This is a genomic window from Arthrobacter sp. 4R501 (genome assembly GCF_002929755.1).
Lineage (GTDB): Bacteria > Actinomycetota > Actinomycetes > Actinomycetales > Micrococcaceae > Arthrobacter.
The window spans coordinates 104,171-129,136 of sequence record NZ_PJIW01000014.1 but is presented as its reverse complement, the minus strand read 5'-3'; the positions used below and the strand labels follow the sequence as shown (position 1 = coordinate 129,136).

Here is a 24,966-nt window from a genome sequence, read left to right as displayed (position 1 = left end):
CAGGGCACACGCGACCTCCGCGACCATGGCCATCTCCTGCCCGGTATGGTCCTCGGGCGACGTTGCAGGGCCCGCCAAAGCCTCGGCAGCGGCGGCGTAACCGGCAGCCAGCCAGGCCTTCAGGGCGGCACTTTTCGCGTCCAGCCGTGAGATCTCGGCCAGCCCGTCCAGGAAACCATCCGCCACCCGGCGCATCGGATCAGCCTCCCCGGAACAGCCGGAATCGGTCCCGTCCCGGAGCACCACCGCAAGCTCAGCGAAAGACACCGAAAGGGCCTCCGCCGTCGCCACAGCCGCTCTGCTATCCATACCCAAATCATCCCGCGAGGGGCTGACAATAACGGCGAGGCTGAATGCCTATGTGCATAACCCTGCCGCTACATGCCCCCCAGCATGCGTCCACTCGACCAGCCGAGCAGAATCCTGCAGGGCCCATCGTGTCCTCGGACGCTGGCGTGGGCATAGATGTCCCTTTGCACCATCCGGGGGCTGAATGCCTGCCGTTTTGTGGATGGGCGGTATGCTCCGGTAACCTATTCAGGTTGGTGACGTGTCCGAGCGGCCGAAGGTGCAACACTCGAAATGTTGTTTGGTGTCAAAGCCAACGTGGGTTCAAATCCCACCGTCACCGCCAATGAGAAAGGCCCTACTCCCCTTGTAAACAAAGGGGAGTAGGGCCTTTTGCTTTCCCATGAATCAGGTGTTTGCCCACATTTTGCCCACACTTGCCAGAGATACGGCGTGATCCAGTGCGTCCGAAACAGAGTCAAGATCCCCGTCAAACAGATCCGCGTACACGTCCAGAGTCATGGCTGCCGAGCTGTGACCGAGCATCTTCTGCACTGCTTTGACGTTAGCGCCAGCAGACACGGCGAAGCTCGCCGCCGAGTGCCTTAAGTCGTGCGGAGTGATCCTTGGAACACCAGACCGCTTTACAGCGCCGGCAAACCAACTCATATTGTCCTCGTGCACGCGGGCAAGCCGCAGGTGGTGCCCATCGGGGCCCGGGAACACCAGATCGTCACGGCCCTTACCCTCGCACTGCTGCGCCAACCGCTCCCCCAAGAACCGCGGGAAAGGCACTGTCCGTTTCTTATGGTTCTTCGGAGTGCCGACCTCGATCACAGAGCCAACCTGCACCGCGTTTTCCTCGATCAGGAACCGGCGCCGCAGCATGTCCAGGTGTTTTACCCGCAGGCCAGTCGCCTCGCCCCACCGCATCCCGCAGTAGGCCAGCACCAGGACCAATGTGGGGTACTTGCTCGCCGCCGCCAGCTCGTGCACCTGATCGTGACTGAGGTAGACGTGAGGCTTCTTCACCTTCCGGGGCAGCGATATGCCCCGCGCCGGATTAGTCATGGTCCGCCGGTCGCTCACGGCATCATCAAGGACGGCAGCAAGCACACCGTAGGCCCGAATAACCAGAGTCGCGCCCTTCGGATTCCGCGGCGGCGTTGCCTTCAGGTCCCCCAGCGACATCTCAGAAACCCATTGCTGAACCGCCGTCTTCTGAACATCGGCCACCGCTACATGACCCCACGTCGGCAGGACATGATTCCGCCACGCCGATTCAACCGGCCGGTATGACGACGGCTTCAGATGAGTCTGGCGCGCCAACCATAAGGTGCCCAGAGGCCCCACCAGCGCCCGAGCGGCGGTAGCGTCTACGAACTCCCCGCGGGCCTTAGAAACCTCGACAGAGGCGAGGAATAACTCAGCGTCACGCTTAGTCCGAAACCCCCGTTTATCCGTCTGCGTACGGTCAGGCTTCCGATAGCGGACCCTGTATCGCTTGCCCGCCGTCGTCTCATAGGGCTCAATCGTCGCCATGCTCGAACCACTCTTCAAACAGGCCCATATCCCGCGCCTTTTTTATCCACTTGGTGGCCGTAGTCCTAGGTAATGGATCAAGGTGCTCGGTAGCGAACATTTGCTGGACGTACAACGCCGGAGCCAGACCAATAGAGTCCGCGAACATGTACATATCCACCACATAGCTCAAGGTTGCGTACCTGGGCCCCTGGAGGCGGAGCTTCTCCAGAACATCGTCAGGAAGCCGGAGTGGACTCTCGCGCATAATCTTGCCGTCCCACTCCTCCCCATCGACTAGAAACATTCGCTGATAGGTCACGTGCTTCACAATCGCGGCGCGGTAAAGGTTTTTGGCGTTCACGTTGCGGAGGTCCGTAGACGTGACTTCTTCCCCTCGCGTGGATGTGACCGTGATTGCCGTAGGCCGCACACCTACGCCGTCAATCCAATCGACTCGGAAGGAGACGCTTTGACCCTCAACTGGCACGTTGGCAATCGTCAGCAGCCCAGGTAGATCAATTTGTACCGAACCCAGCGGGAAGCTCTCGAACCCCTCGTCTGGCACGTACGTGGAATCTAGTTCAACTTCACTCATGCCGTCATTGTTGCAGAGTGGTTCACCGACGACAACCAAGGCCCTAGGTGATTCACGTTTGACAGTCGTGACTCACATCAGTAGAGTCTCTCTTGTCAAGACTGAACCACAAGGAGGCACGGAATGACTGAAGAGCTGGTTTCCCCCGCAGCATTAGCCGAGATATTCGGCACAACCACCGGCGCACTTGCCCAGATGCGATACCGGGGTATCGGCCCCAAGTTCATCAAGCTCGGAGCGAAGGCTGTTCGTTACAGCATGTCCGACGTGAACGTGTGGCTTGCCGCCAACACCATGCAGTGCACCAGCGAAAGGGCCACGGCGTGAGCAAGGTCTACACCGAGGCCGACCTCGCCGCGGCGTGGGAGTCCGGGTACTGGCATGGCACCAGCCATGAGGGACCGCTGAATGACGCCGCGGTTGCCGCGAAAAACCCTTATCGGGTCAAGGGGATCACGCCGGCCAAAGCTTGCAAAGTTGCCCTGAAGAAAGAAAAAGACCGTGACGCCTCGCCAAAGTCCGTCACGGCCGAAGAACCAACCCATTCCTAGGAGATTCACCATGAACACTACCAAGTACCCAGTCACCGTGCGAGACCTCGCAGACATGGCCGAGAAGCTGGGCATGACGGCGGCGGAACTGCTGGAGTTGCTCGGCCCGATCCCCATGCCGCCCGCCGGCTACACCCTGGCCCCCAAGTCCGACACTCGGTGGATCGGCCCAGAGACAATGAGCCGCCGCTGGATCATCACACCGGCATGGACATGGAACTCCAACGGCGGCGCTCGCTCAATCGAGGTGTGGATGGCCGACCACGAGCGGCCGACTTACGCGAACATCACACCCGCTGAGGCTCTCCAGCTCGCGGCGGACCTAACCGCGGTTGCTTCCAAGATCGCTGCCGCTGAGGCTACGGAGGGCTGACCTAGATGACTTGGACAAAACTCAGCGACGACTTTACCGACGACTGCTGGGTGCTCTCAGATGAGGCCTACCGGCTGCATTCGGACGGGCTGATATGGAGCAACCGAAAGTTGCTTGATTTGTGCGTCCCCAAGGAAGACGTCGGCAGGTTCGCTAAGAAGCCCGAGGCTGTTACGGAGCTGCTGGACCAGGGCTTTTGGCTGGACGTTGGCACCGCCTATGTGATCAGGCACCACGCCCAGTACCAGCGCACCCGTGAAGCGGTAATCAAGCAGCAGGAGATCAACCGACAGAACGGCGGAAAAGGTGGCAGACCCAAGGGCAAGACGCGGGAGCAGGTCCAGGACGTCACCAACCTTGAAACCCATTCGCTAACCGAATCGCTAAGCGAATCGAAAACCGAAGAGATAACCGAGGTTTTTTCGAGGGAAGAACAAAACGCCATGAAGCAGGGCAACGAAAACCCCGCCAATTCAAGGGGAAAAACCGAACCGCGTATCGAATCGCCAAGCGGAAGTGAAACCGAAAGGGACAGGACTGGCCTAGAGAAGGTAGTTGTTACTCCCAGTAGTTCAAGTGATGAACCGGGAAACGCTATCGAGCCCGCTTACCCCACCGAACCCAATGCAATTGGGTGGCGTCAGAAGATCGACTCCCGGGGCATCAGGTCAGAGGCAGAGCTCGTTGCAGTGGCCGGCGTGACGCCGAACCAGGCCAAGAGAATGTGGATCGCCGCCTTCCCTGAATCGAGGGCCGCGTGATGTTTTCAATTCCCTGCGAGACAGACGACTGCATCGGGCTCAGTGGCGATGGCCGCACCACGTGCGACGACTGCCACGAGCACAACGGCTACCCCGCCGGCTACACACGTTCCATGGATGAGGCGTGGCTGAATTACACGCCATGCGAAAAGATCCGGGCCGCATGAAGCCCCCGTCGGTTGCCGTCATGAATCTGACCCGCTCGCAGTACATCGAACTCTGCGACACCCTCCGCGAGACCCACCAACGAAAAGGACAGTAAATAATGGCACAGCCAGGAATGTTCGGACTAAGAGGGGACGACTGGATCCCGCGTGAGATCGCCGACCTCAAGCGCCAGATGCAGCAGGACCGCGCCGCTAACCCGTTCAGCCCTATGGGCATCAAGCCCGTAGCTGGCGGGTTCGATGTGACCGGCACGCTCGGACTTCCCGCGGGAATCATCAACAATGACGCCCTTGCTAACCCCGTCCAGACCGGCACGGCGAGCAACGGCATTTCTAACTACGCGATCACCACCACCTCAACCGTTCGGGCTTCTGTGACGTTGACTGTCCCGGCTGGATTCACTCAGGCGATAGTGATTGCCAACGCGACGGCCATGGGCACGAATAGCGGCGCCGCCGCGGATTACCTCTATGTGGCCGCTGTGGTGCAGACCGTCAACGGCGGAGAGCTCTACACTTCCGCCCCCGCCGGATTAGGCGCCGGGCTAGCCTCCCCGTTCAACACCACGCTTACCGGCCTGTCAGGCGGGCAGACCATCACGGTAGGTGTCGCCACCCGCGCCGGCCTCAGCACGTGGGCCGAAGCCGCAGCCAATCAGGCCAGCATTGCCGCCACTGCCCTTTACCTGAAGTAGGAGATAGACCATGACCACTCAGACGCCCGAACCCACCGCCCCGGCACCTGAAACAAATGTGTCACCTGAAGCCCCGCTGACCTTCGAAGCCCCGCCACCCGCAGCCCCAGGCGCCCCGAACCCGATTCCACGCGGCATCCCATGGGGCGAGCCCATCACGCCCGCGACAAAGCAGACGGAGGCCGGAGAATGAACGACGCCTTCCTCTCAGACCCCCGGATAACCTCCGCAGTTGATCCCGACGTACTCACCTTCCTCCGCGAGAACCTACCCCCGGCTGACGCTGACGCGGAAACCCAGATCGGGCACTGGATGGGCGTCACGGCCACAGTCCTGGCCAAGGTATCCGAACTCAGCCAAGAGCTTGCACAGAGCCGCCAGCGGGTCCGGGAACTGGAAGCCGACGTATGAGCAACCACACCGAACAGGAGAACTGATGTTCATTAGCAAGGCTGCCAGCTACCAGCACAACATGATGCAGGCCGAAAGGTTCCGCGCTAACCCTGCACTTCTCACGGCGCCATCCGGTGAACAGGAGCCCGGCGTCGTTATCCGCAGCGCGGGCAAGATCCAAGGCGTTATTCCCATCTCCGCCGCCCTGCGCCTCGCCAACCAGCTGGCTGATTCAGTAGACGCCCACAACAACACCACCAATTCAAGGAGCATCTGAATGTACAGCGACAGCACCGACCACACCAGCCCCGCAGAGCGCTACGAGGCCCGCCAGCTCGAAGACAAGGCCGCGTCATGGACGCCGGCAGCCCAGGCCGAGTACGCGAACTTTCAGCGCATGCAGACCGAAGGCATCAAGCTCAGCCCGAACATGCATATGGCGCTCGGTTACCTGGACCAAGCAAAAACCGCGCACCAGCAGATCACCAACGGAAAGTAGAGAACCATCATGACTATCAAACTCAGCACTGAAGAACTCGCCCAGGAACTCGAAAGCCGCCGCCAGCAGGAACAGGCCGAGGGCCAGCGCCGCGCCGACGTAGTAACCGCCGCCCAGAAGGAATGGTCAAAAGAAATCCTCCGGACCTACAAGGAAACGGAAACCAAGCTGGAAGAAGACGGCGCCGCCGCCATCACCGCCGCAGAGAAAGCAGTCAGTGACGGCGACCTCGCCGGGGCGTTCATCGGATACACCAACTGGCACGCCTCACGGTGGGCGCGCTACCACCTACGGTCATCCGCTCAGGCCTCCATCAACCGGGTGCCCGAGTACACCGGCCCGACACCGCCAGACCTGCGCATCGCTGACGTGAAGTTCCCCGAATGGCTCAACTCGCAGTGCGAACGGCTCGCCCAGCGCAACGGAATTAACAGCTACGAAGACGCCATCGGCCCCGAGATCCCCACCAGCTACGAAGATGCCGCCGCCTGGCTGGAGGCCAGCCATGGCAAATGACGCACTCGATCCCGGACCCAACGGCGATTACCCGTACATGCCGCGCAACCCGGACGGGACGCTGGACACAGTACGCATGCCCATTCACACAGTGCAGCACCCGACAGCAAGGGACGCGCTCGGCAACCCCGTGCTGATGAACCTGGAACCCACACTCCCGGATGGCCGCAAGGTCTCCGAAGTGGTCCAACCCCAGCAGTAACCCCCATGGTCAGGCGTCAACACCACCGCAGTCCACAAGGGTGAGCTGAGAACGGAAGTGATGGGCAGTCAGAACACTGCACCAGCGCCACACGGCGCCGGGTGCGTAGGAGCCACGACGACAAGCACAAGCGACGGCCACCGCGCACCCGGCACCCCCTGGGGCCATACCCCCAAACGGACCCCCTGCACCCCACCGCTGGTGGGGTCTTTAGGTCCTGCGGAGGGTTCAAAGTTTTCGAGCATTCAACAAGAAGGCAGTTTCAAGCAACGGAAAGAGAAGTGAATCATGGCAGATAGAAGTATTTCAATAGCCATCGAGGCGAAGGTATCCAATTTCGTCTCCAACATGAAGACGGCGCAGCAGGCGACCACAGATTTCGCAGATCGCACGGCAGCGTTTGCCCGTGACAATGAGCAGAACCTGGACCGCGTGGGCAAGGCGTCAATGATCCTTGGGGGCGCGATGCTGGCTGGCGTCGGACTCGCGGTGAAGTCTTTCATGGAATTTGACTCGGCCATGGCAGAGGTGCAGGCGTCAACGCATGAAACTGCCGGGAACATGGAACTCCTGCGGGAGGCCGCTATTGACGCCGGCGCTGACACTGCATTCTCTGCCAAGGAAGCGGCGAAGGGCATTGATGAACTGGCGAAGGCTGGCGTATCTACCAAGGACATTCTTGGTGGCGGTCTGACCGGCGCACTGTCCCTGGCTGCCGCCGGATCACTGGGTGTTGGTGAGGCTGCCGAGATCGCGGCATCTGCTCTTACGCAGTTCAAGCTTTCCGGCGATGACATCCCTCACCTTGCGGACCTCCTGGCTGCCGGCGCCGGCAAGGCTCAGGGCTCGGTCCAGGATCTCGGGGCTGCTCTCAATCAGACCGGACTTGTCGCCGCATCTACCGGCCTGACTATCGAGGAGACGACAGGCGGACTCGCTGCGTTCGCTTCTGCGGGCCTGACTGGCTCCGATGCGGGCACGTCCATGAAGACGATGTTGCAGCGCCTCACACCGCAGTCCAAGGAGGCTGCGGGCACCATGGAGGAGCTCGGAATCAGCGCGTATGACGCGCAAGGCGAGTTCATTGGGCTGTCAAAGTTCTCGCAGAACCTCAAGGACTCGATGAAGGACCTGACGCCGGAGGCGCGTAACGCCGCCATGGGCGTCATGTTCGGCTCGGATGCCGTGCGCGCTGCGAACGTCCTCTATGAGCAGGGCGCAAAAGGCATCTCTGATTGGACCGACAAGGTAAACGATCAGGGCTATGCGGCCGTGACGGCATCGATCAAGACCGACAATTTAGCTGGTGACCTCGAGAAGCTGGGTGGCTCATTTGACTCCCTACTGATCAAGAGTGGCGGCGGGGTAGCCGAGTCGTTGCGCGGCCTCGTGCAAAGCGCTGAGGATCTCGTGGACGCCTTCGGAAAGATCCCTACCCCGGTTCTGAATGCTGGCGCCGGCATCGCTGGTATCGCTGGCGGGGCGCTGTTGCTAGGCGGCGGGCTCATGACGGCCCTGCCTAGGGTCATGGAGTTCCGCGGCTCGATGTCTGCACTTGCTTCGTCTTCACCGCGTGCCGCTGCTGGTATCGGCAAGGTAGCGAAGGCTGCCGGCCTCGCCGCTGGTGCGCTAGTAGCAATGCAGGTGGTCAATGCATTGTTCACCGAGAAGAACATCACGTCCGCCGAAGAGTACGGGCAGGCATTGCTGGCGGTTGGCAAGGCCGCTGGATCTTCCGATGCATCCGGGCTCGATGCGGTATTCAAGAGCTGGGACAAGTTCAAGGGCGAAGGCCCGGATATCCAGGATATGGCCGGGGCGGTGAAGGAACTCACGAACCCGCACATTCCCGCTGGTGTTCAGGACAGTCTCGATGCCATGTTCGCATGGACCGGATCCGCTAAGAATGACCTTGGACAGGTGCGTGAAAAGTTCGATGGCTTGGGCAACGCGATGGGTAACCTAGCCAAGAACGGCGCGGCGGAAACTGCCGCCAAGTCCTTCCAGGAGCTCACGAAAGAGTTCGAGAAGAACGGGCAGGGCGCCAGGGAGGCGCTAGAGGCTGTTCCCGGATACAAGGACGCTCTTATGGGCCTCGCTACTCAGGCGGGCGTGACGCTCTCTGAGCAGGATCTTCTCGACTTCGCCATGGGCAAGGTCCCGGCGTCGATGGCCGGCGCTACTACGGCGGTGGAAAACTACACCACCAAGGCGGGCAACGCCAAGCCGATCACCGAAGAGATGGCCGGGGCTCTTGAGAAGGTGGGACTGAGCGCTAGCGGCGCGGTTAGCGACATCGCAGCCTTCGCTGCTTCGCTGTTTAGCGCTGGGCTGCTTTCCCTGTCTGCTTCTGACGCCGCTATCGGCTACCAGGACGCCATCGACAAGATGACTGACTCTGTGATCAAGAACGGCACGACGCTGGATATCAACACCGAGGCGGGCCGAGCTAACCAGTCGGCCTACAACAGCCTGGCACAGGCTGCGATGACGGCCATGGAGGCCACCGCAACAGAGACCTTCGCAACCCAAGGCGCCACCGCGGCACAAGAGGGAATGCAGGGTGCGTTGCGTACCAGTTACGGCGATCTCATCAAGGCTGCGGAACAGCTTGGCATTACTGGCGACGAGGCGGACACGATGGCGCGTAAGGCGCTTGGCATTCCGAAGAACGTGAACATTGATGCGTGGATCGCTGACCACGCCAGCGCCACGCTCGACGGGATCAAAGGCAAGGCTGACGGGCTCGACGGCCGCGTTATCGACATGTACGCCAACCTCCACGAGACAACCCTTAAGAAAACCATCGAGGATCCGGGCGGCATGGGGTCTGGTGACGGAGGCAGGCAAAACGGCTCACTCCGCGGCGGTATGGCTACAGGTGGCCGCGTCTATGGCCCTGGCACCTCACTGTCGGACTCGGTTCCCGTCATGCTCTCCAAGGATGAGTTCGTTATAAAGGCGTCTGCGGCTAAGGCGATTGGTTATGGGAACTTGGACCGGCTCAACGGCGGGGATACGCAACCCCTCCGCGCCGGATTCCAGTACGCGCCGGCAGCCGCACCACAGCGACAGATGGTTGCTGCTGCAGCCCCCACCGGGCGCGGGGACGTCAATGTAGGGGCAATCAACATCACGGAGCAGTACGACCCCATAGCTACCGCAATGAGCGTTCAGCGGAAGCTCAGCGGCCTAATCGCCTAGGGCACAACGAGAGAGCCCCCGTCAGGATCATTCCTGACGGGGGCTTTCGCTTTGGTGTGAATTAGAGCTTGGCGGCTGGCGCCGCGGCCTCAACTTGAACTGAAGCCATAAGCGCCGCCGATATGCGTTTCAAGTAGCCCACGCAGATAATCAGCAGCCCAAGGACTCAGCCGCCGCCAAGAATGAATCCGTTCGTTGCACCGCTGAGCGAGCCCATTACGAAGAGCAACACACTCAGGAAGCAGAACATGATCCCGATTCCAATAAGAGTCTCGCCCGGAAGTTTGCCGTTTTTCCCCAATTTGATCCCCATGCGCCTGATCTAACCACGGACTGAGCAGGTAAGCAATGGAGCGTGAAACAGCATAGGCGTGCTAAATCCCAATTGCGTAACGTTACGGATAGCTGTAACGTTACGGATATGGAAACCAAGTGCACAGTTTGCGGCAAGGTCATGATGGGCCGCGCTGACCGTAAGTTCTGCTCCGCTGCCTGCCGCCAGAAGGCGTACCGAAACCGGGAGCCCGTCGAATGGACGCCGACCGACGCGGAATTTCTGACCGACATTAGGCAATCGCTCCGCACGATCCCGACGGCGCTGCGGCAGCGTAACCTCAGCCCGCGTGCCCTCCAGATCGTCATCGATGACGCGAAGGAACTGATAGATGCCTTAACTGAGGATCTAATCGAGGCAACGATCAAGGGCCCGGAGTAGGACCGATGCCCACATCCTGCCCACATTTTGCCCACATCAGGCGTGATTTACCGTGATTCATGTAGCTGCAATTCCGCGAATTCTAGCGAATTTTCATGCCAGCTATGGCACTGGAGAGGTTTCAAATCCCACCGTCACCGCCAAGTAGCAAGGCCCCTGTTTCCCTTCATAAACAAAGGGAAGCGGGGGTTTTGTTTTGCCGCAAACTTGGCCCCTTGATTTGTTGAGGTGGCCGTACATCGTGCAGCGCCGAACCTGAAGCAGGTCGGCGATGCGTTGGACAGTATGGTCGCCGGCGCACGTACGGCTGCTGGCGGCCGCCCCGTCGCGGGGCGGCCGCCAGTTTCAGTGCCCCTGAAGGCGTTAGTGCTCAGTCCCAGCCGCCGCCGCCTTCTTGGCGCTCTTCTCGGCGTCCTTTTCGGCGCGCAGCGCCTCCGCCACGTGCTGCTCCTCGGCTTTTTCCTGGTGGATGACCTCTGCCAGGAGCTTCTCCATCTCCTTGGCCACGCCAGCGGCTGAGGCCGGGTTCTGGCCGGTCACCAGCCGGTCGTCGACCACCACCATTTCCTCAAAGACACCAGCGGAGACATGGGTGGCGCCCTGCTCCTCAAGCCGGTCTGCCAAAAAGAACGGGATGACCTTGTCCTTCCCTGCGGCAACCTCCTCGTCGTTGGTGAAGGCAGCGACCTTCCTGCCCTCGACCAGCCGAAAGCCGTTGGCCAACTCGACGTTCAGCAGTCCGGCCGGCCCGTGACAGACAGCGCCCACCACGCCGCCGGCGTTGTAGACGCTGGCTACGAGGTTCTGCAAGCCTTCGCTGTCCGGGAAGTCCCACATGGTGCCGTGCCCTCCCACGAGGAAAACGGCGTCGTACTGGTCGGGATCAACGACGTCGACGCGGGCAGTGTTGTAGAGACCGGCGCGCGTGGTCTCGTCCTCCGTGAAGGCGACCTGGACGGGATCTTTTGAGTCCACCTCGTCGCGCGGGGGCTGGCCGCCCTGGATGGACGCGAAGTCGACGAAATGCCCTGAATCCTTGAAGACCTTCCAGGGATGTGCAGCCTCGGCCACGTTATACCCGGTCTTTTCTCCGGTATCGCCGATCTCGGAAACGCTAGTCAGTACCATGAGGATTTTCTTCATGAAGTGCTCCTTCCGTCTGACTTCCACCCTACGCCTAGCCACATTCGGGCCCTCCCTGCCCGTCTTGGACGATGGGGGTCGTCGGCGGACAGCTCCTCCGTCAGAGCTTGTCCGTCCTGTCATCGCCCTTGTGCCCGCCGCGCAGGTTTTCCTGGACCTTGCCGAAGAGGTCCTTGATGGTGGACTCGGTATTGGTGAGCATGTCCGGCTGCAGGTAGACGTGCTGACTGCCCGGGAGGCTGTAGCTGGACTGCAGGCCGCCACTTCCTTCGACGCCCTGCAGGGCGATGGTCACTCCGCCTTCCTTGCGCGCAATGGCCGCGATTTTTCCGAACACCAGCGTGAATTCGTCTGGCTCAAAACTGACGGTCTGACCCACGTGGGTCCTGTTGAGTTCGCTGGCGGGGGTGGCTTTTTCGTTGCCAGTTCCTGAGTAGTTCATCATGTGCTCCCTGAGGTGGTTGGCGACTTACGCCAGCAGTCTAGCCCGCCCCAATGTCGCGGTACATGGCCCTACTGGATGCCTGCACAAACGGGTGCGGCAACCGTGGTCACATCCTCCATTGAGCAGACCAGTGCCCTTCGGGTTGGATGAATTGGACCGGCATACCTGACCGGCACCCGATCTTTAGGACCAACCGTGACTTCGATGACGAATCGCGCCAATAGGCGGACGCAGACTCTTCCAGGTCTGCAAAGGCCTCGAAATCCCTTGGAGCCAGCCGTGACCGAAACCTGCCCCGACGACTGCCATTACTGCTCAGGCCCGGAAACAGACTGAACCCAGCCACAGGTTGGGCACCGGACGCCAGGCCTGCGAGACTGGGTCCTGAAGCCGACGTCGACCTGCCAGGAGCCACTGCATGACGCCCGAGAACAGCACCTCAGCCAGCTCAAACCGCGTCACCAAACTGTTCGGTACGGACGTTCCGGTGGTGCTAGGCCCGTTCGGCGGAGTGTCTTCCGTGGAGCTGACAGCAGCCGTGAGCGACGGCGGCGGGCTGGGTTCCTACGGCCTCTACGGTTACGGTGCCGACGCCATTCGGAACACAGCTGCCGAGCTCAAGAAGGCAACGGCGAAGCCGTTCGCCCTCAACCTCTGGATTCCCACCGGCGACGAAACCACTTCGCTCCCCCAGCCGGATTTCGACCACTTCGTCGGGACCCTGAAGACGTACTTTAACGAACTGGGTCTGCCGCTTCCGCTCATGCCGGACCGCTACCTGCCCGCCTACGACGAGCAGGTGGAGGCAACCCTGGAGGCGGGTCCCGCCGTCGTCAGCTTTGTGTTCGGTGTGCCCGCGCCGGAACTGGTTGAGGCGGCGCACCGGCGTGGAATCGTGGTGGTGGGAACTGCCACGACAGTCGCGGAAGCCGTTGCCCTGGAAGCAGGCGGCGTGGATGCCGTGGTTGCCAGCGGCATGGAATCCGGCGGCCACCGCGTCTCGTTCCTGAAGCCCGCGGAGGAGTCCCTGATCGGAACCTTTGCTTTGGTTCCGCAGGTGGTTGACGCCGTCGGAATTCCGGTCATCGCCGCCGGCGGCATTGCGGACCGCCGTGGCTACGCTGCTGCACGAGCCCTCGGCGCCGACGCGGTCCAGGTGGGCTCGGCGTTCCTGGCCACCCGCGAATCCGCGGCCGTGCCTGCCTACCGGGCCATCCTCCACAGCCCGGCCGCGCGGGAAACAGTGCTGACACGAGCCCTCAGCGGACGGCTTGCCCGCGGCATCCCCAACCGCATCATCGCCGAACTGTCAGAGGCCAAACCGGCGGCGGGTGGACTCTCGGAAGCCGGAATAGCCCCGTTCCCCGTCCAGAACTGGCTCACCGGCCGCTTCCGCCCACAGGCAGCCGCCCGTGGAAACACGGAGCTTATGTCGCTGTGGGCGGGGCAGGCCACAACGCTGATCCGGCATGACTCGGCCGCGGAAGTCCTGGCCGAACTGCTCGCCGGCAGCCCGGTTTTGTAAGCTCGATACATCCGCGGTTATCCCAGCCATCGAATGTGGGACGATCGCCCGTTGACACCGGAGGCAATCCTTGACCAAAAAGACCGGCAAATCCAAGAGCAAGAACAAGGACCGGCGGCACCTCAAGGCTGTTCCCCCGGCCCCCAAGATGCCGTTGCAGCTGGTCCTGAACCATCGGGCAATTGACTCGATGGCTGTCGAGTTTCTTCGGTGGAACGCGGCTGAAGCCCCGGACCCGGTCGATTCCTTCGAGTCCCTCGAATTGGTCAAGCTCTTCCTCACGGCCCAGCACGCCATCAACGGTTCGAGTTCGGCCACCGCTATCGACAGTGAAAGCGTGGAGCAGGCGGCCGGAGCAATCGCGGCGTCGTTGGACCCCGACGACATGGATGAGGCCTTCGACGACATCTACTTCGCCCTTCACTCGTACATCCATTTCCTGAAAGGGACCGGCCGATGGAGCGGCACGGACGCCGACTTCGAGGAACTCCATGCTGCGCTGGGAAACGGTATCGCCGCCGCTGTCCCGCAATTGCCGGTTATCCAGGTACCTGACCTTAGCGACCACCACCAGGAGGCTGCGTTCGGTGCCATGCCGCTGATCCAGCATGCCACCTCCCTGCTTGACTGGATCGGAACCGGCAAGGAAATCACCAGCACGGGTGCCTTGCGGCTTAAGGACATCGAGCTGGCAGCCGCAGCCGTAGGAGTACATGCCCGTGGAAAGCGGGCCGCGAGCCGGACCCTCCCACTTTTCGATCTGGAAACTGCCGAAAGCCGGCCCAAAACGTTGCTGGAAGTCGGAACCATGCACGACGTACCGGTGCTCCGCGAGATCTGGTCAGCCCTGGTGGGGGCAAACCTGATCAGGCTCGGATCCACCAAAGCCGTTCCCGGCCCGGAAGTGGCCGCCTGGAACAGCACGAATACTGAGGAACGGCTGGACATCCGCCGGATGCTGTCGGTGGTCCTTTTGATCGGAGTGCTCACCGACGAGGACCAGGTGTGGGACCAGGAAGCGGTAGCCGGGACACTGCTGGCCGTCCTCACCTATGGCACCACCGATGAACCGATGCCCGTGGCGGAACTCGAACGGATGGCGTCGCCGGACCTTGAGGGCGCCTTGCTTCAGGACATATACCTTGAAGACACGGAACTCGAAGAAACGGGCCTCGAGGGGATCTACGCGTCGTTCGCGGCCCTGAAGGCACAGCAGAAGCTGACCCTTCTCGCCGAACTCGGATTGGTGGAGGCGGCGACCGATTACCGCGTTCCCCCGGTCGCCATCCAGTGCCTCGACCTGGCCATGGATTTCTTGAAGTTGCCAGCCGAGCCATCCGAAACGACAGAATCTCCGTCCAACGTGATCGCGCTGCACCGCCCGTCACACACCGGTGGCCCGCCCAAAGGCCGGTAGAATCTGAACGTCGCCGAAGACCACTGGAAGAACGCGACTGAAGGACGTCACCGGCGACCGAAATAAGGAGGATCCGTGCGCACCAACCACGCCCGGCCACCCTTCCATTTCCTTCGCGCCGCCTCCCTGTCCACGGGAATCCTGACACTTGCTGCAGGCGCCCACGTGGCCGGCGGCGGCGACCTTCCCGCCCCAGGCATCATGTTGGCGGTGCTCGCACTGACAGTGCTGGCAGCCACCTCCGCCACGAGGCTGCGGCTCAATTTTCCAGCTCTGCTCGGCGTCCTCGGCGCGGGCCAGTTCATCCTGCACGAAGCCTTCACGGCTTTCAGTTCCTCAGGTACCGCTGTGAGCACTGCTGCCCTCGGGCTCCATAACGCCCACCTGTCCGGCGCCGCCGCCCCCGCCATCGCGGCCGTCGGACACGTCCACGATTCCGGCTCAGCGGGGATCATGATGCTCCTGACCCACGCACTCGCCACCGGCGCGTGCGCCCTCCTGCTTGCCAAGGGCGAGGCCGCGCTGTGGGCACTGGCCGCGTGGCTGAGGCCCCTCGTCCGGCTCCCCGAAGCAGTAACGCCCGACGCCGGCACACCGCGTGCGGCGCCCGGCCCTCCAGCGGTTCTACCCCTCCGCCCTTGGCGGAACCTCAGGCAACACAGCCGACGCGGCCCGCCTTCCGCCGTCGTACTTTCCTGACTCCGCCCGCACCGCACTTCCGCAGGCCGCGGGCCCCACCCCGTACTTCCGCACGCCCCCATCCGGCGTGCGACCGAAAGGCAACCCCATGACCACTACATTCCTTCGCCGCACCCTCACCGCTGCGGCAGCCACCGGCGGCGCAGCCGTCCTGATCCTGACCGCAGCAGCAGGTGCGTCCGCCCACGTCGGCGTCAAGCCGGACAAGACTGACGCCAACTCGTATGCCCTGCTGACCTTCGGCATTCCGCACGGCTGCGAGGAGTCCGGCACAATCAAGGTGACCATCACCTTGCCGGCCGAACTCAACGACGCGCAGCCCACGGTCAACCCCAACTGGACGGTCGAAAAAGTGACCGAGCAGCTGGCCGAGCCGAAGAAACTGGCCGACGGCACCTCCATCACCAAGCGCACCGGTCAGATTGTGTACACGGCCAAGGCTCCGCTGGAGCACGAGCTGCGCGATGCGCTGGTGCTGTCGGTCAAGCTGCCCGACGCCGCAGGCTCCACGCTGTACTTCCCCACGCTGCAGACGTGCGAAACGGGGCAGACTGACTGGTCGGAGATCGCCAAGGACGGCCAGGACCCGCATTCCCTGAAGGCCCCGGCGCCGTCCATCACCATCACCGAGGCGGCAGTGGACGGCCACGGCGCGGCTGCTTCCGCGGCGCACACCACCGAGGCTCCGGCTACCGAGCAGGCGGCCGCGGTGACTGACAGCGACGCCGACGCCCGCAGCTGGGCGGGGCTTGCCGCCGGCCTCGGCGGACTCGCCCTGGGCGGCGTGGCCTTCGCACGCAGCGGCTCGAAGCGCCGGCAGGACTCCGCCACGTAACATCGCGGGATTTGATGCCCGGATGATCACGATCCGGGCATCAAATCCTCCCGATGGCCCGTGGCATCGTTGACTCCCGTCACAGCAGCAACAAAGGTTATGCCATGACGTCTCTGCGCATTTCCCAAGGGTTTGTTTTTACGACGGCGGTCGCGGCGGCGGCGCTGATGCTCACCGCCTGCGGACCGGGCCAGCCTCAGACGCAGGGGACGACGACGCCGGGGACCAACTCCGCCAGCCCGTCCACCACGCCGGCGTCTCCGGGCGCGTCCCAGTCGCCGTCGTCGACCGCCGCAACTCCGGCCGGTCCCGCGCTCTGCAAAGCGGCCACCCTGTCGGCGGCTACCGATGCGTCCGGCGGGGGCGCGGCGGGCAGCGTCTACATGAAGCTGAACCTCACGAATACGGGCACGGCGCCCTGCCTGCTCAAGGGCTACCCGGGGGTATCTCTGACCACCAACGCCGACGGTGCACCGATTGGTGCGGCGGCAACCCGCGACGAATCCACCCCTGTCGCAGACGTCCTGCTGGCGCCCGGCCAGACCGGAACCGCTGTCCTCCGCTACACCCAGGCCGCGAATTACAGCGACTGCACACTGACGGACGCGGCCGGTTACCGCATCTACCCGCCCGAAGACACAGCGTCGTTGTTCCTGCCCCAGCCCACCAGCGCGTGCACTAATGCGAACATCGCCCTCCTGAGCGTCGGAGCCTTCCAGCCTGCCTGAAACTCTGGGCCCGACGATCTGGGCCTGACGGGTCATGATAAGTACACTTAGCTTCCATGACGTCGCTCTGGTTGGACCGCGGGCAATCCTTCAGCACTGACACGTTCGAGGCAGGCGGCAGCTACGACACCGTGGTGGCGGGGGCCGGGCTGACGGGGCTGGTCACCGCACTGCTGCTGGCGCGCTCGGGGCAGCGAGTCCTGGTCCTGGAGGCCAGGTTTCCCGGGGCTGTAACCACCGGAAACACAACGGCGAAAGTCAGCCTGCTGCAGGGGACCGTCCTGGCTGCCCTGGCCAGGCAGTATGCGCAGAAGCAGGTTGGCGCCTACGTTGAGGCCAACCGGGAGGGGCAGTCCTGGCTGCTCCGCTATCTCGACGATCACCACGTGCCGTATCAGCGCCGGGATGCCTACACGTACGCCACCACCGCCCTGGGGACGGAGCGGCTGCTTGAGGAACTCGGCGCGGCGACCACCGCCGGCCTGGACGTCGAGTACGTGCGCGACGCACGCCTCCCCTTCCCCATCCAGGGCGCCCTGCTCCTGACCAATCAGGCCCAGATCAATCCCATGGATGTCGTGCAAGCCTTACTCAGGGACGTCCGCGCCCGCGGCGGGAGCGTGGTGGGCGGGACACGGCTGCGGAATGTCTCCGGGACTGGGCCGTTAACTGTCCACACGGACCAGGGCAACGTCACCGCCAACAACGTTGTTCTCGCCACCGGAATCCCCGTCCTGGACCGCGGGCTCTACTTCACCAAGCTCAAGCCCTTACGCTCCTACGCCGCGGCCCTGGCGCTGCCTGCCGGAGTCACCGCGCCGCCCGGAATGTACCTCTCGGCCGAGGAACCCACCCACTCCTTGCGGGATTATGAGGCTGATGGCCGCAAGTACCTGCTGGTGGGAGGGCACGGGCATCAGGTGGGGCGGACCGGATCGGAAAAGTCCCATCTGTCGGGGCTGCTGGACTGGGCCACGGAGCACTTCCCGGGTGCGGTTACCACCCACACGTGGTCGGCCCAGGACTACCAGGCCACCAACCTGATGCCCTTCTTTGGCAAACTGCCACGGGGCCGAGGTCGCATCTTTTTCGGCACCGGTTACAACAAGTGGGGCATGACCAACGCGGTGGCCGCCGCCCTTGGCATCTCCGCGGACATCCTCGGCGGCAGCCTCCGCTGGGCCAACACGATCCATCACCGCGTGACGTCTCCGGGCGGGGCAATGACCGCCGTCGCCGTCAACGCGGGCGTGGCTGCGCGGCTGGCCGCCGACTGGGGGAAGCTGGCGGTTGGCAAGTCGGTGAGTGGCAGGCCGGTGGTTGAGCCTGCCGTTGAGCCTGCCGAAACCGGGGTGCCGACTGGCCCACCCCCCGGAGGTCCTGTACCGGCCGACGGCGACGCGACGGTTTACCGCGACGGCGCCCGGCCGGCGGCGGTCTCCACGGTGGACGGCACCACGTGCAGGCTCTCCGCCGTCTGCACCCATCTGGGCGGGATTGTCCACTGGAATAACAGCGAACTGACCTGGGACTGCCCGCTCCACGGCTCGCGGTTCAGCCCGGACGGCAAGCTCCTCGAAGGACCCGCCACCAACGATCTTCCGAGGCTCGAGCAGGGTTGATCCGCGCCTCCAACGGTGCCGGCAATACTGTCGGTGGGGTAGGGCATGATGGAGGAATGCAGGAGGATCAGCCAGCGGAAGCGGGCCACGCAGCCCGCCCGGCCGGGCGCAAAGAGGAACCCATGGGCCGTTTCAGCCGGCCCACGCGGGACTGGTTCCTGGGCGCGTTTGCGGAGCCCACCCCTGCCCAGACCGGCGCCTGGAACGCCATCTCGTCCGGCTCGCACGCGCTGGTGGTGGCGCCCACCGGGTCCGGCAAGACGCTCGCGGCGTTCCTCTGGGCCTTGGATCGTTTGCTTGTTGAGGCTCCTTCCCCTGGTCCGGAACTGGGTGACCCTGTATTGCCGGGCGTGGATGCTGTATCGGTCAAAGGGCAGGCCAAAGGACGACGCCCCCGCCCGCCCAAACGCAAGACCCGCGTCCTGTACATCTCGCCGCTGAAAGCCCTCGGTGTGGACGTGGAACGCAACCTCCGCTCGCCGCTGATCGGGATCACCCAGACTGCCAAGCGGCTGGGACTTCCGGCGCCCCTGATCACCGTGGGGGTCCGGTCCGGTGACACCACGACGGCGGACCGTCGCGCGCTGCTCAGCAACCCGCCGGACATCCTCATCACCACGCCGGAATCGCTGTTCCTGATGCTCACCTCCAGGGCGCGCGAGACCCTCACCGACGTGGACACCATCATCGTTGACGAGGTCCACGCCGTCGCCGGAACCAAGCGTGGCGCGCACCTGGCGGTCTCGCTGGAACGGCTGGATGCGCTGCTGTCCAAGCCCGCCCAGCGGATCGGCCTCTCCGCAACGGTGGAGCCGCGCGAGTTGGTGGCCCAGTTCCTGGCCGGTGCTGCGCCGGTGGAAATCGTGGCCCCGCCGTCACGGAAAAACTGGGACCTCACCGTATCCGTCCCGGTGGAGGACATGTCCGACCTCCCGGGCGCCGCAGGCGCCTTCGACTCCGGTCCGGCATCCGGGCTGCAGCCCCAGGCCTCGATCTGGCCCCATGTGGAGGAAAAGATCGTTGACCTGGTGCTGGCCAACCAGTCCACCATCGTCTTCGCCAACTCCCGTCGCCTGGCTGAACGGCTCACCGCACGGCTCAACGAGATCTACGCCGAACGGCAACTGATCGCGGTCGGCGGCGGCTGGGACCTGCCTGACGCTGGTGCTGCAGATCCAGGTTTTCCGTCCGGCGCCCCTGCATTCAGTCCTGCTTTCAGCCCTGCCTCCACTCCCGCTTCCACGGCGACTCCGGCCCACATGATGGCGCAGGCCGGCAGCACGGCGGAAGCCGATCCTTTGTTGGCCCGTGCCCACCACGGCTCCGTTTCCAAGGACCAACGGGCACTCATTGAGGACGATCTCAAGTCCGGCCGGCTGCGCTGCGTCGTGGCCACTTCGTCCCTGGAACTCGGCATCGACATGGGCGCTGTGGACCTCGTGGTGCAGGTGGAATCACCGCCGTCGGTGGCCAGCGGGCTCCAACGTGTGGGCCGTGCCGGGCACCAGGTGGGGGAAATTTCGCAGGGAGTGCTGTTTCCCAAGCACCGCGCAGACCTGGTGCACACGGCCATCACCGTGGAGCGGATGCTCGAAGGGAAGATCGAGCGGCTCTTTGTCCCGGCCAATCCGTTGGACATTCTGGCCCAGCAGACCGTCGCGGCCACCGCCCTGGGCAGCATCGATGTAGAGGAGTGGTTCGCCACCGTCCGCCGGTCCGCCCCGTTCGCGTCCCTCCCCCGGTCCGCCTACGAGGCAACCCTTGACCTGCTGGCCGGCCGGTACCCGTCCGATGAATTCGCGGAACTGCGGCCCCGGATCATCTGGGACCGGAACGCCGGCACCATCGAAGGCAGGCCCGGGGCCCAGCGGCTTGCCGTGACGTCCGGCGGCACCATCCCGGACCGTGGACTTTTCGGTGTCTACATTATCGGCACGGAGGTGGAAGGCTCCGGTGCGCCGGGAGCGGACGGGAAACGCGCCGCGTCACCGGCAAAAGGCGGCCGCCGCGTGGGCGAGCTGGACGAGGAAATGGTCTACGAGTCCCGGGTGGGTGACATTTTTGCGCTGGGCGCCACCAGCTGGAAAATCGAGGACATCACCCACGATCGCGTCCTGGTCTCCCCCGCCTTCGGCCAGCCGGGCAAACTCCCCTTCTGGAAGGGGGACTCGCTGGGGCGGCCCGTTGACCTGGGCCGTGCGCTGGGCGCCTTCGTGCGTGAACTGTCCGCGTCCGACGTCGGCCCTGCCACCGAACGCTGCAAGGCCAGCGGGCTGGATGAATTCGCCGCCAACAACCTGATCCAGTACCTCAGCGAACAGAAGCTCGCCACCGAAGTGGTCCCCTGCGACACCACGCTGGTAGTGGAGCGCTTCCACGACGAACTGGGCGACTGGCGGGTGATCCTGCACAGCCCGTTTGGGATGCCGGTGCACGCTCCCTGGGCACTCGCCGTCGGGCAGCGCCTGAAGCAGAGGTACGGCCTGGACGGGTCTGCCATGGCGGCGGACGACGGCATCGTGCTGCGGGTCCCCATGATGGAGGACGAACCGCCCGGTGCCGAGCTGTTCCTGTTTGATCCCGACGAGCTGGAGCAGATTGTCACCGCCGAGGTGGGCGGGAGCGCGCTCTTCGCCTCTCGTTTCCGGGAGTGTGCAGCGCGTGCCCTGCTGCTTCCCCGGCAAACCCCCGGCAAGCGGCAGCCGCTCTGGCAACAGCGCCAGCGGTCGGCGCAGCTGCTCGACGTCGCTCGGAAATACCCCACGTTCCCCATCGTGCTGGAAACCGTCCGTGAATGCCTGCAGGACGTGTACGACCTCCCGGCCCTGAAGGACATTGCGGCCTCGGTGGAACGCCGCGAACTCAGGATCGTGCAGACCACCACGCAACAGCCGTCGCCGTTCGCCAAGTCCCTGCTGTTCGGGTACGTGGCCCAGTTCCTGTATGAAGGGGACTCGCCATTGGCCGAGCGCCGGGCCGCAGCCCTGGCTCTGGACTCGACGCTCCTGAACGAGCTGCTCGGCCGCGTTGAGCTCCGCGAACTGCTCGACGCGAGGGTCATCGAGGCCACCGAGCTTGAACTCCAGCGCCTTGCGCCGGACCGCCGGGCCCGCGGCATGGAAGGCGTCGCCGACCTGCTCAGGTTGCTGGGTCCGCTTACGCCGGAAGAAGTCGCCGCCCGCCTGGAGGCTGCGCCGGTGGTTGCGCCGTCCGTGGTTGAGCCTGTCGAAACCCCGGAGCCCACCGAAACGCCGGTGATTGAGCCTACCGAAACCCCGCATGCCGACGCTCCTCTGGCCACGACGCACCTGACCGCACTGCTGCGGGCCAACCGGGCAATAAGAATCAACATCGCCGGTGCCGAGCGCTACGCAGCAGTCGAGGATGCCGCCCGGCTTCGTGATGCCATCGGCGTTCCGCTTCCCATGGGCGTTCCCCTGGCCTTCATCGAACCGGTGGCAGACCCCCTGGGCGATCTGGTTTCCCGGTACGCGCGCACGCACGGACCGTTCACGTCGGCGGAAGCCGCGGCCCGGTTGGGGCTCGGCGTCGCCGTGGTCAGCACCGCACTGAAACGGCTCGCCGCGGACGGCCGGGTGGTGGAAGGCGAGTTCCGGCCGCACGCCGCTCCAGCGGAACAGGCGGCCAGCTATGGACCATCGGACGAAACACCGGTTGAGGATGTCCAAACGGGTCAGCCGCTCCCGACAGAGCCCACGCAGACGCACTTTCCCGCCCCCACCACCAGCGAATGGTGCGACGCCGAAGTGCTCCGCAAGCTCCGGCGTCGTTCGCTTGCAGCACTGCGCGCCGAAGTGGAACCGGTGGACGCCGCCGCCTATGGGCGCTTCCTGCCGGCCTGGCAGCATGTCCGCACTCCGGGAGCCGGGCGCGGGCAGCCGTCCCTGCGGGGGCTGGACGGTATTGTCACCGCGATCGACCAGCTTTCCGGGGTGCCGGTACCGGCTTCGGCGTGGGAGCCGCTGGTCCTGGCCAGCAGGGTTTCGAACTACCAGCCCGCCATGCTCGACGAGCTCATGGCCGCCGGCGAGGTCCTCTGGTCCGGGGCGGGAGCGCTGCCTGGAAACGACGGCTGGGTCAGCCTCCACCTGGCCGATTCCGCCGAACTGACGCTGAATCCCGCCGTCGAATACGAACCCGGTGACGCGCAGCAACGCCTGCTTGACCACCTGAGGAACAACGGCGGCGGTTACTTCTTCCGCCAGCTGAAGGACGTGGCCGGTGGCATGGACTCGGTGCTCAGCGACCAGGAAGTGGTGTCCGCGCTGTGGGATCTGGCGTGGGCAGGCCGTATCACCGGCGACACCTTCGCCCCGGTCCGTGCCCTCATCGCCGGCGGCCACACGGCGCATCGCCAGGTGGCCCGCCCGCCCCGCGCCCGTGCCCCCAGGCTGAGCAGGCTCGGCCGCTCGCACGGCACCGGCCTCCTGGGATCGCCCGGGCTGGGCTCCTCTGGGCTGGGCTCCCCTGCGCTGGGCGGCGGACGGTACGGCTCGTTGTCGGGCACTGCGGCAACACCGCCGATGGCCGCGGGGCGTTGGTCTGCCCTGCCCTCGCCCGAGCTGGATGCCACCATCCATGCCCGTGCCACGGCTGAGCTGTTGCTGGACCGGTATGGCGTGGTGACCCGGGGATCGGTCATGGCGGAGCAGATCCTGGGCGGGTTCGGCCTGATGTACAAGGTGCTGGCCCGGCTGGAAGAGGCCGGACGCTGCCGCCGCGGGTACTTCATCGAGCACCTCGGGGCCACCCAGTTCGCTGTCCCCGCAACCGTGGACCGGCTGCGCTCCTATTCCGAGGACACCCAGCTGGCCAAGCCCGAACCAATGGCGCTGGCCCTTGCGGCCACGGATCCCGCCAACCCCTATGGGGCTGCTTTGTCCTGGCCTGCCCTCGACGCAGAGGCAGGAACGGGCCACCGGCCTGGGCGGAAAGCCGGGGCGCTGGTGGTCTTGGTGGACGGTGCCCTGGTCCTCTACGTGGAACGGGGCGGGAAAACGCTGCTGGCCTTCAGCGAGGACACAGCCGTGCTGTCAGCCGCCGGCGCGGCTTTGGTAGGTGTCGTCACCCGGGGAGCCGTGGACAAGCTCATCATGGAAAAGGTCAACGGCCACGGCATCCTGGACACGCCCGTGGCGGCCGCACTCGCGGCCGCCGGGGCATACTCAACGCCCAAGGGTCTGAGGATCCGTGCCTGAGGGCGACTCCGTCTGGCGGGCCGCCGCCGAACTCCACCAGGCCTTGGCTGGGCAAACGCTGACGGCATCGGACTTCCGCGTGCCGAGGTTCGCCACGCTCAACCTGGCCGGCTGGACCGTGGCGGAGGTGGTCCCGCGCGGCAAGCACCTACTGATGCGCGTGCTGGGACCGGACGGGAATGGACCGGAGGAGCGGAAGCTCACCATCCATTCGCACCTGAAGATGGAAGGCACCTGGCAGGTCTATCCGCCGGGCGGGCGCTGGCGGAAGCCGGGATTCACCGCCCGGTGCGTTCTGCGCACGGCGGCAGCGGACGCCGTCGGATTCTCCCTGGGCATCGTGGAAGTGGTCCGCACCGCGGACGAGGACACCATAGTGGGCCACCTGGGCCCGGACCTGCTGGGTCCGGACTGGGACCCGGCCGAAGCGGAGCAGCGGATCCGCGCGGCACCCGACGTGCCCATCGGCGTCGCCCTGCTGGACCAGCGCAACCTCGCGGGCATCGGCAACATCTACCGCTGCGAAGCTTGCTTCCTATCCGGCGTGCACCCGGCGACACCGGTCTCAGCTGTCCACGACGTCCGGAGCCTGATGACCGATGCCAAGCAGCTGTTGGAAGCCAACCTGGGCCCGGCACGCCGGGTGACCGTCCTCAACCCGCGAGGCATGCCCGTCGGGCGCATGGCGGGCCGTCCGGGCTACTGGGTTTACCGGCGGGAACACCAGCCGTGCCTGAAATGCCGGACCCCCATCCGCCGCGGCGTGCTGGGCAAACCCATCGGCGAGGAGGAACGGGACATCTACTTCTGCCCGCAATGCCAGCCGGTCCTGCCCTGAGCGTCGTGTCCT

The 24,966-nt window shown here is 64.3% G+C and carries 27 protein-coding genes, 1 tRNA gene and 1 pseudogene; 23 read left to right on the top strand and 6 right to left on the bottom strand.

Annotated elements, in window-relative coordinates; translation table 11 throughout:
* Nucleotides 1-309, bottom strand: a pseudogene (locus CXR02_RS15225) (endonuclease); the annotation flags it as partial.
* 235 nt (nt 310-544) lie between these two features.
* Between CXR02_RS15225 and CXR02_RS15220 the strand changes: the two are divergent.
* Nucleotides 545-634, top strand: a tRNA-Ser gene (locus CXR02_RS15220).
* 62 nt (nt 635-696) lie between these two features.
* On the opposite strand, the gene CXR02_RS15215 is transcribed toward CXR02_RS15220, so the two are convergent.
* Both CXR02_RS15215 and CXR02_RS15210 read right to left on the bottom strand, forming a co-directional pair.
* Nucleotides 697-1,830, bottom strand: a complete 1,134-nt coding sequence (locus CXR02_RS15215; protein WP_104062746.1) for a site-specific integrase — start codon at nt 1,828-1,830, stop codon at nt 697-699.
* Nucleotides 1,817-2,407, bottom strand: a complete 591-nt coding sequence (locus CXR02_RS15210) for a hypothetical protein (RefSeq protein ID WP_104062745.1) — start codon at nt 2,405-2,407, stop codon at nt 1,817-1,819. Before CXR02_RS15210 ends, CXR02_RS15215 begins: the two co-directional genes overlap by 14 nt.
* A gap of 123 nt (nt 2,408-2,530) precedes the next feature.
* Between CXR02_RS15210 and CXR02_RS15205 the strand changes: the two genes are divergently transcribed.
* The 13 genes from CXR02_RS15205 (at nt 2,531) to CXR02_RS15150 (ending at nt 9,768) form a co-directional block, all read left to right on the top strand.
* A complete protein-coding gene (locus CXR02_RS15205; RefSeq protein WP_104062744.1) occupies nt 2,531-2,734 on the top strand; it encodes an AlpA family transcriptional regulator in 204 nt (67 codons plus the stop codon).
* Nucleotides 2,731-2,958, top strand: coding sequence for a hypothetical protein (locus tag CXR02_RS15200; protein WP_104062743.1), 228 nt, complete (start codon nt 2,731-2,733; stop codon nt 2,956-2,958). The genes CXR02_RS15205 and CXR02_RS15200 overlap by 4 nt, the downstream gene beginning before the upstream one ends.
* Before the next feature lie 10 nt (nt 2,959-2,968).
* On the top strand, nt 2,969-3,331 hold the full coding sequence (locus CXR02_RS15195) for a hypothetical protein (RefSeq protein WP_104062742.1): 363 nt from the start codon (nt 2,969-2,971) through the stop codon (nt 3,329-3,331).
* Nucleotides 3,332-3,336: 5 nt separating this feature from the next.
* On the top strand, nt 3,337-4,092 hold the full coding sequence (locus CXR02_RS15190; RefSeq protein ID WP_104062741.1) for a hypothetical protein: 756 nt from the start codon (nt 3,337-3,339) through the stop codon (nt 4,090-4,092).
* On the top strand, nt 4,089-4,259 hold the full coding sequence (locus CXR02_RS22440; protein WP_181037251.1) for a hypothetical protein: 171 nt from the start codon (nt 4,089-4,091) through the stop codon (nt 4,257-4,259). Before CXR02_RS15190 ends, CXR02_RS22440 begins: the two co-directional genes overlap by 4 nt.
* Before the next feature lie 98 nt (nt 4,260-4,357).
* Complete coding sequence (locus CXR02_RS15185; protein ID WP_146072558.1) at nt 4,358-4,954, top strand: hypothetical protein; 597 nt, start codon at nt 4,358-4,360, stop codon at nt 4,952-4,954.
* A gap of 10 nt (nt 4,955-4,964) precedes the next feature.
* A complete protein-coding gene (locus CXR02_RS15180; RefSeq protein ID WP_104062739.1) occupies nt 4,965-5,147 on the top strand; it encodes a hypothetical protein in 183 nt (60 codons plus the stop codon).
* Nucleotides 5,144-5,365, top strand: a complete 222-nt coding sequence (locus CXR02_RS15175; RefSeq protein WP_104062738.1) for a hypothetical protein — start codon at nt 5,144-5,146, stop codon at nt 5,363-5,365. The genes CXR02_RS15180 and CXR02_RS15175 overlap by 4 nt, the downstream gene beginning before the upstream one ends.
* 25 nt (nt 5,366-5,390) lie before the next feature.
* Entirely contained in the window at nt 5,391-5,624 is a 234-nt protein-coding gene (locus CXR02_RS15170) for a hypothetical protein (RefSeq protein WP_104062737.1), read from the top strand.
* Complete coding sequence (locus tag CXR02_RS15165; protein WP_104062736.1) at nt 5,625-5,846, top strand: hypothetical protein; 222 nt, start codon at nt 5,625-5,627, stop codon at nt 5,844-5,846. It begins immediately after the preceding gene.
* 9 nt (nt 5,847-5,855) lie between these two features.
* Nucleotides 5,856-6,362 carry a hypothetical protein gene (locus tag CXR02_RS15160; RefSeq protein WP_104062735.1) on the top strand — a complete coding sequence of 169 codons (507 nt, stop codon included), beginning with the start codon at nt 5,856-5,858 and terminating at the stop codon, nt 6,360-6,362.
* Nucleotides 6,352-6,564 carry a hypothetical protein gene (locus CXR02_RS15155; RefSeq protein ID WP_104062734.1) on the top strand — a complete coding sequence of 71 codons (213 nt, stop codon included), beginning with the start codon at nt 6,352-6,354 and terminating at the stop codon, nt 6,562-6,564. Before CXR02_RS15160 ends, CXR02_RS15155 begins: the two co-directional genes overlap by 11 nt.
* Nucleotides 6,565-6,852: 288 nt before the next feature.
* Nucleotides 6,853-9,768, top strand: coding sequence for a phage tail tape measure protein (locus CXR02_RS15150; protein WP_104062733.1), 2,916 nt, complete (start codon nt 6,853-6,855; stop codon nt 9,766-9,768).
* Between the two features lie 166 nt (nt 9,769-9,934).
* Here CXR02_RS15150 and CXR02_RS22435 read toward each other — a convergent pair whose 3' ends face one another.
* Nucleotides 9,935-10,081, bottom strand: a complete 147-nt coding sequence (locus CXR02_RS22435; RefSeq protein WP_181037250.1) for a hypothetical protein — start codon at nt 10,079-10,081, stop codon at nt 9,935-9,937.
* A gap of 108 nt (nt 10,082-10,189) precedes the next feature.
* Between CXR02_RS22435 and CXR02_RS15145 the strand changes: the two genes are divergently transcribed.
* Complete coding sequence (locus CXR02_RS15145) at nt 10,190-10,483, top strand: hypothetical protein (RefSeq protein ID WP_146072557.1); 294 nt, start codon at nt 10,190-10,192, stop codon at nt 10,481-10,483.
* Nucleotides 10,484-10,846: 363 nt separating this feature from the next.
* Here CXR02_RS15145 and CXR02_RS15140 read toward each other — a convergent pair whose 3' ends face one another.
* Together CXR02_RS15140 and CXR02_RS15135 are read right to left on the bottom strand one after the other, a co-directional pair.
* Nucleotides 10,847-11,626 (bottom strand): type 1 glutamine amidotransferase domain-containing protein, encoded by a 780-nt coding sequence (locus CXR02_RS15140; protein WP_104062731.1) that lies wholly within the window; start codon nt 11,624-11,626, stop codon nt 10,847-10,849.
* Nucleotides 11,627-11,726: 100 nt separating this feature from the next.
* The gene (locus CXR02_RS15135) at nt 11,727-12,071 is read right to left on the bottom strand and encodes a hypothetical protein (protein WP_308292696.1); all 345 of its coding nucleotides are present in this window, start codon (nt 12,069-12,071) and stop codon (nt 11,727-11,729) included.
* A gap of 418 nt (nt 12,072-12,489) precedes the next feature.
* Here CXR02_RS15135 and CXR02_RS15130 point away from each other — a divergent pair, with 418 nt between their 5' ends.
* The 8 genes from CXR02_RS15130 (at nt 12,490) to CXR02_RS15095 (ending at nt 24,954) form a co-directional block, all read left to right on the top strand.
* Nucleotides 12,490-13,596 carry a nitronate monooxygenase gene (locus CXR02_RS15130; protein ID WP_104062730.1) on the top strand — a complete coding sequence of 369 codons (1,107 nt, stop codon included), beginning with the start codon at nt 12,490-12,492 and terminating at the stop codon, nt 13,594-13,596.
* A 70-nt stretch (nt 13,597-13,666) separates the two neighbouring features.
* Complete coding sequence (locus tag CXR02_RS15125) at nt 13,667-15,013, top strand: hypothetical protein (protein WP_104062729.1); 1,347 nt, start codon at nt 13,667-13,669, stop codon at nt 15,011-15,013.
* A gap of 75 nt (nt 15,014-15,088) precedes the next feature.
* On the top strand, nt 15,089-15,712 hold the full coding sequence (locus CXR02_RS15120; RefSeq protein WP_104062728.1) for a hypothetical protein: 624 nt from the start codon (nt 15,089-15,091) through the stop codon (nt 15,710-15,712).
* An 88-nt stretch (nt 15,713-15,800) separates the two neighbouring features.
* Nucleotides 15,801-16,547, top strand: a complete 747-nt coding sequence (locus CXR02_RS15115) for a YcnI family protein (protein ID WP_104062727.1) — start codon at nt 15,801-15,803, stop codon at nt 16,545-16,547.
* A gap of 104 nt (nt 16,548-16,651) precedes the next feature.
* Nucleotides 16,652-17,275, top strand: a complete 624-nt coding sequence (locus tag CXR02_RS15110; RefSeq protein ID WP_104062757.1) for a DUF4232 domain-containing protein — start codon at nt 16,652-16,654, stop codon at nt 17,273-17,275.
* A gap of 56 nt (nt 17,276-17,331) precedes the next feature.
* A complete protein-coding gene (locus CXR02_RS15105; protein WP_104062726.1) occupies nt 17,332-18,897 on the top strand; it encodes an FAD-dependent oxidoreductase in 1,566 nt (521 codons plus the stop codon).
* A 122-nt stretch (nt 18,898-19,019) separates the two neighbouring features.
* Nucleotides 19,020-24,116 carry a crosslink repair DNA glycosylase YcaQ family protein gene (locus CXR02_RS15100; protein ID WP_104062756.1) on the top strand — a complete coding sequence of 1,699 codons (5,097 nt, stop codon included), beginning with the start codon at nt 19,020-19,022 and terminating at the stop codon, nt 24,114-24,116.
* Nucleotides 24,109-24,954, top strand: coding sequence for an Fpg/Nei family DNA glycosylase (locus CXR02_RS15095; RefSeq protein ID WP_104062725.1), 846 nt, complete (start codon nt 24,109-24,111; stop codon nt 24,952-24,954). The genes CXR02_RS15100 and CXR02_RS15095 overlap by 8 nt, the downstream gene beginning before the upstream one ends.
* Nucleotides 24,955-24,966 lie beyond the last annotated feature (12 nt).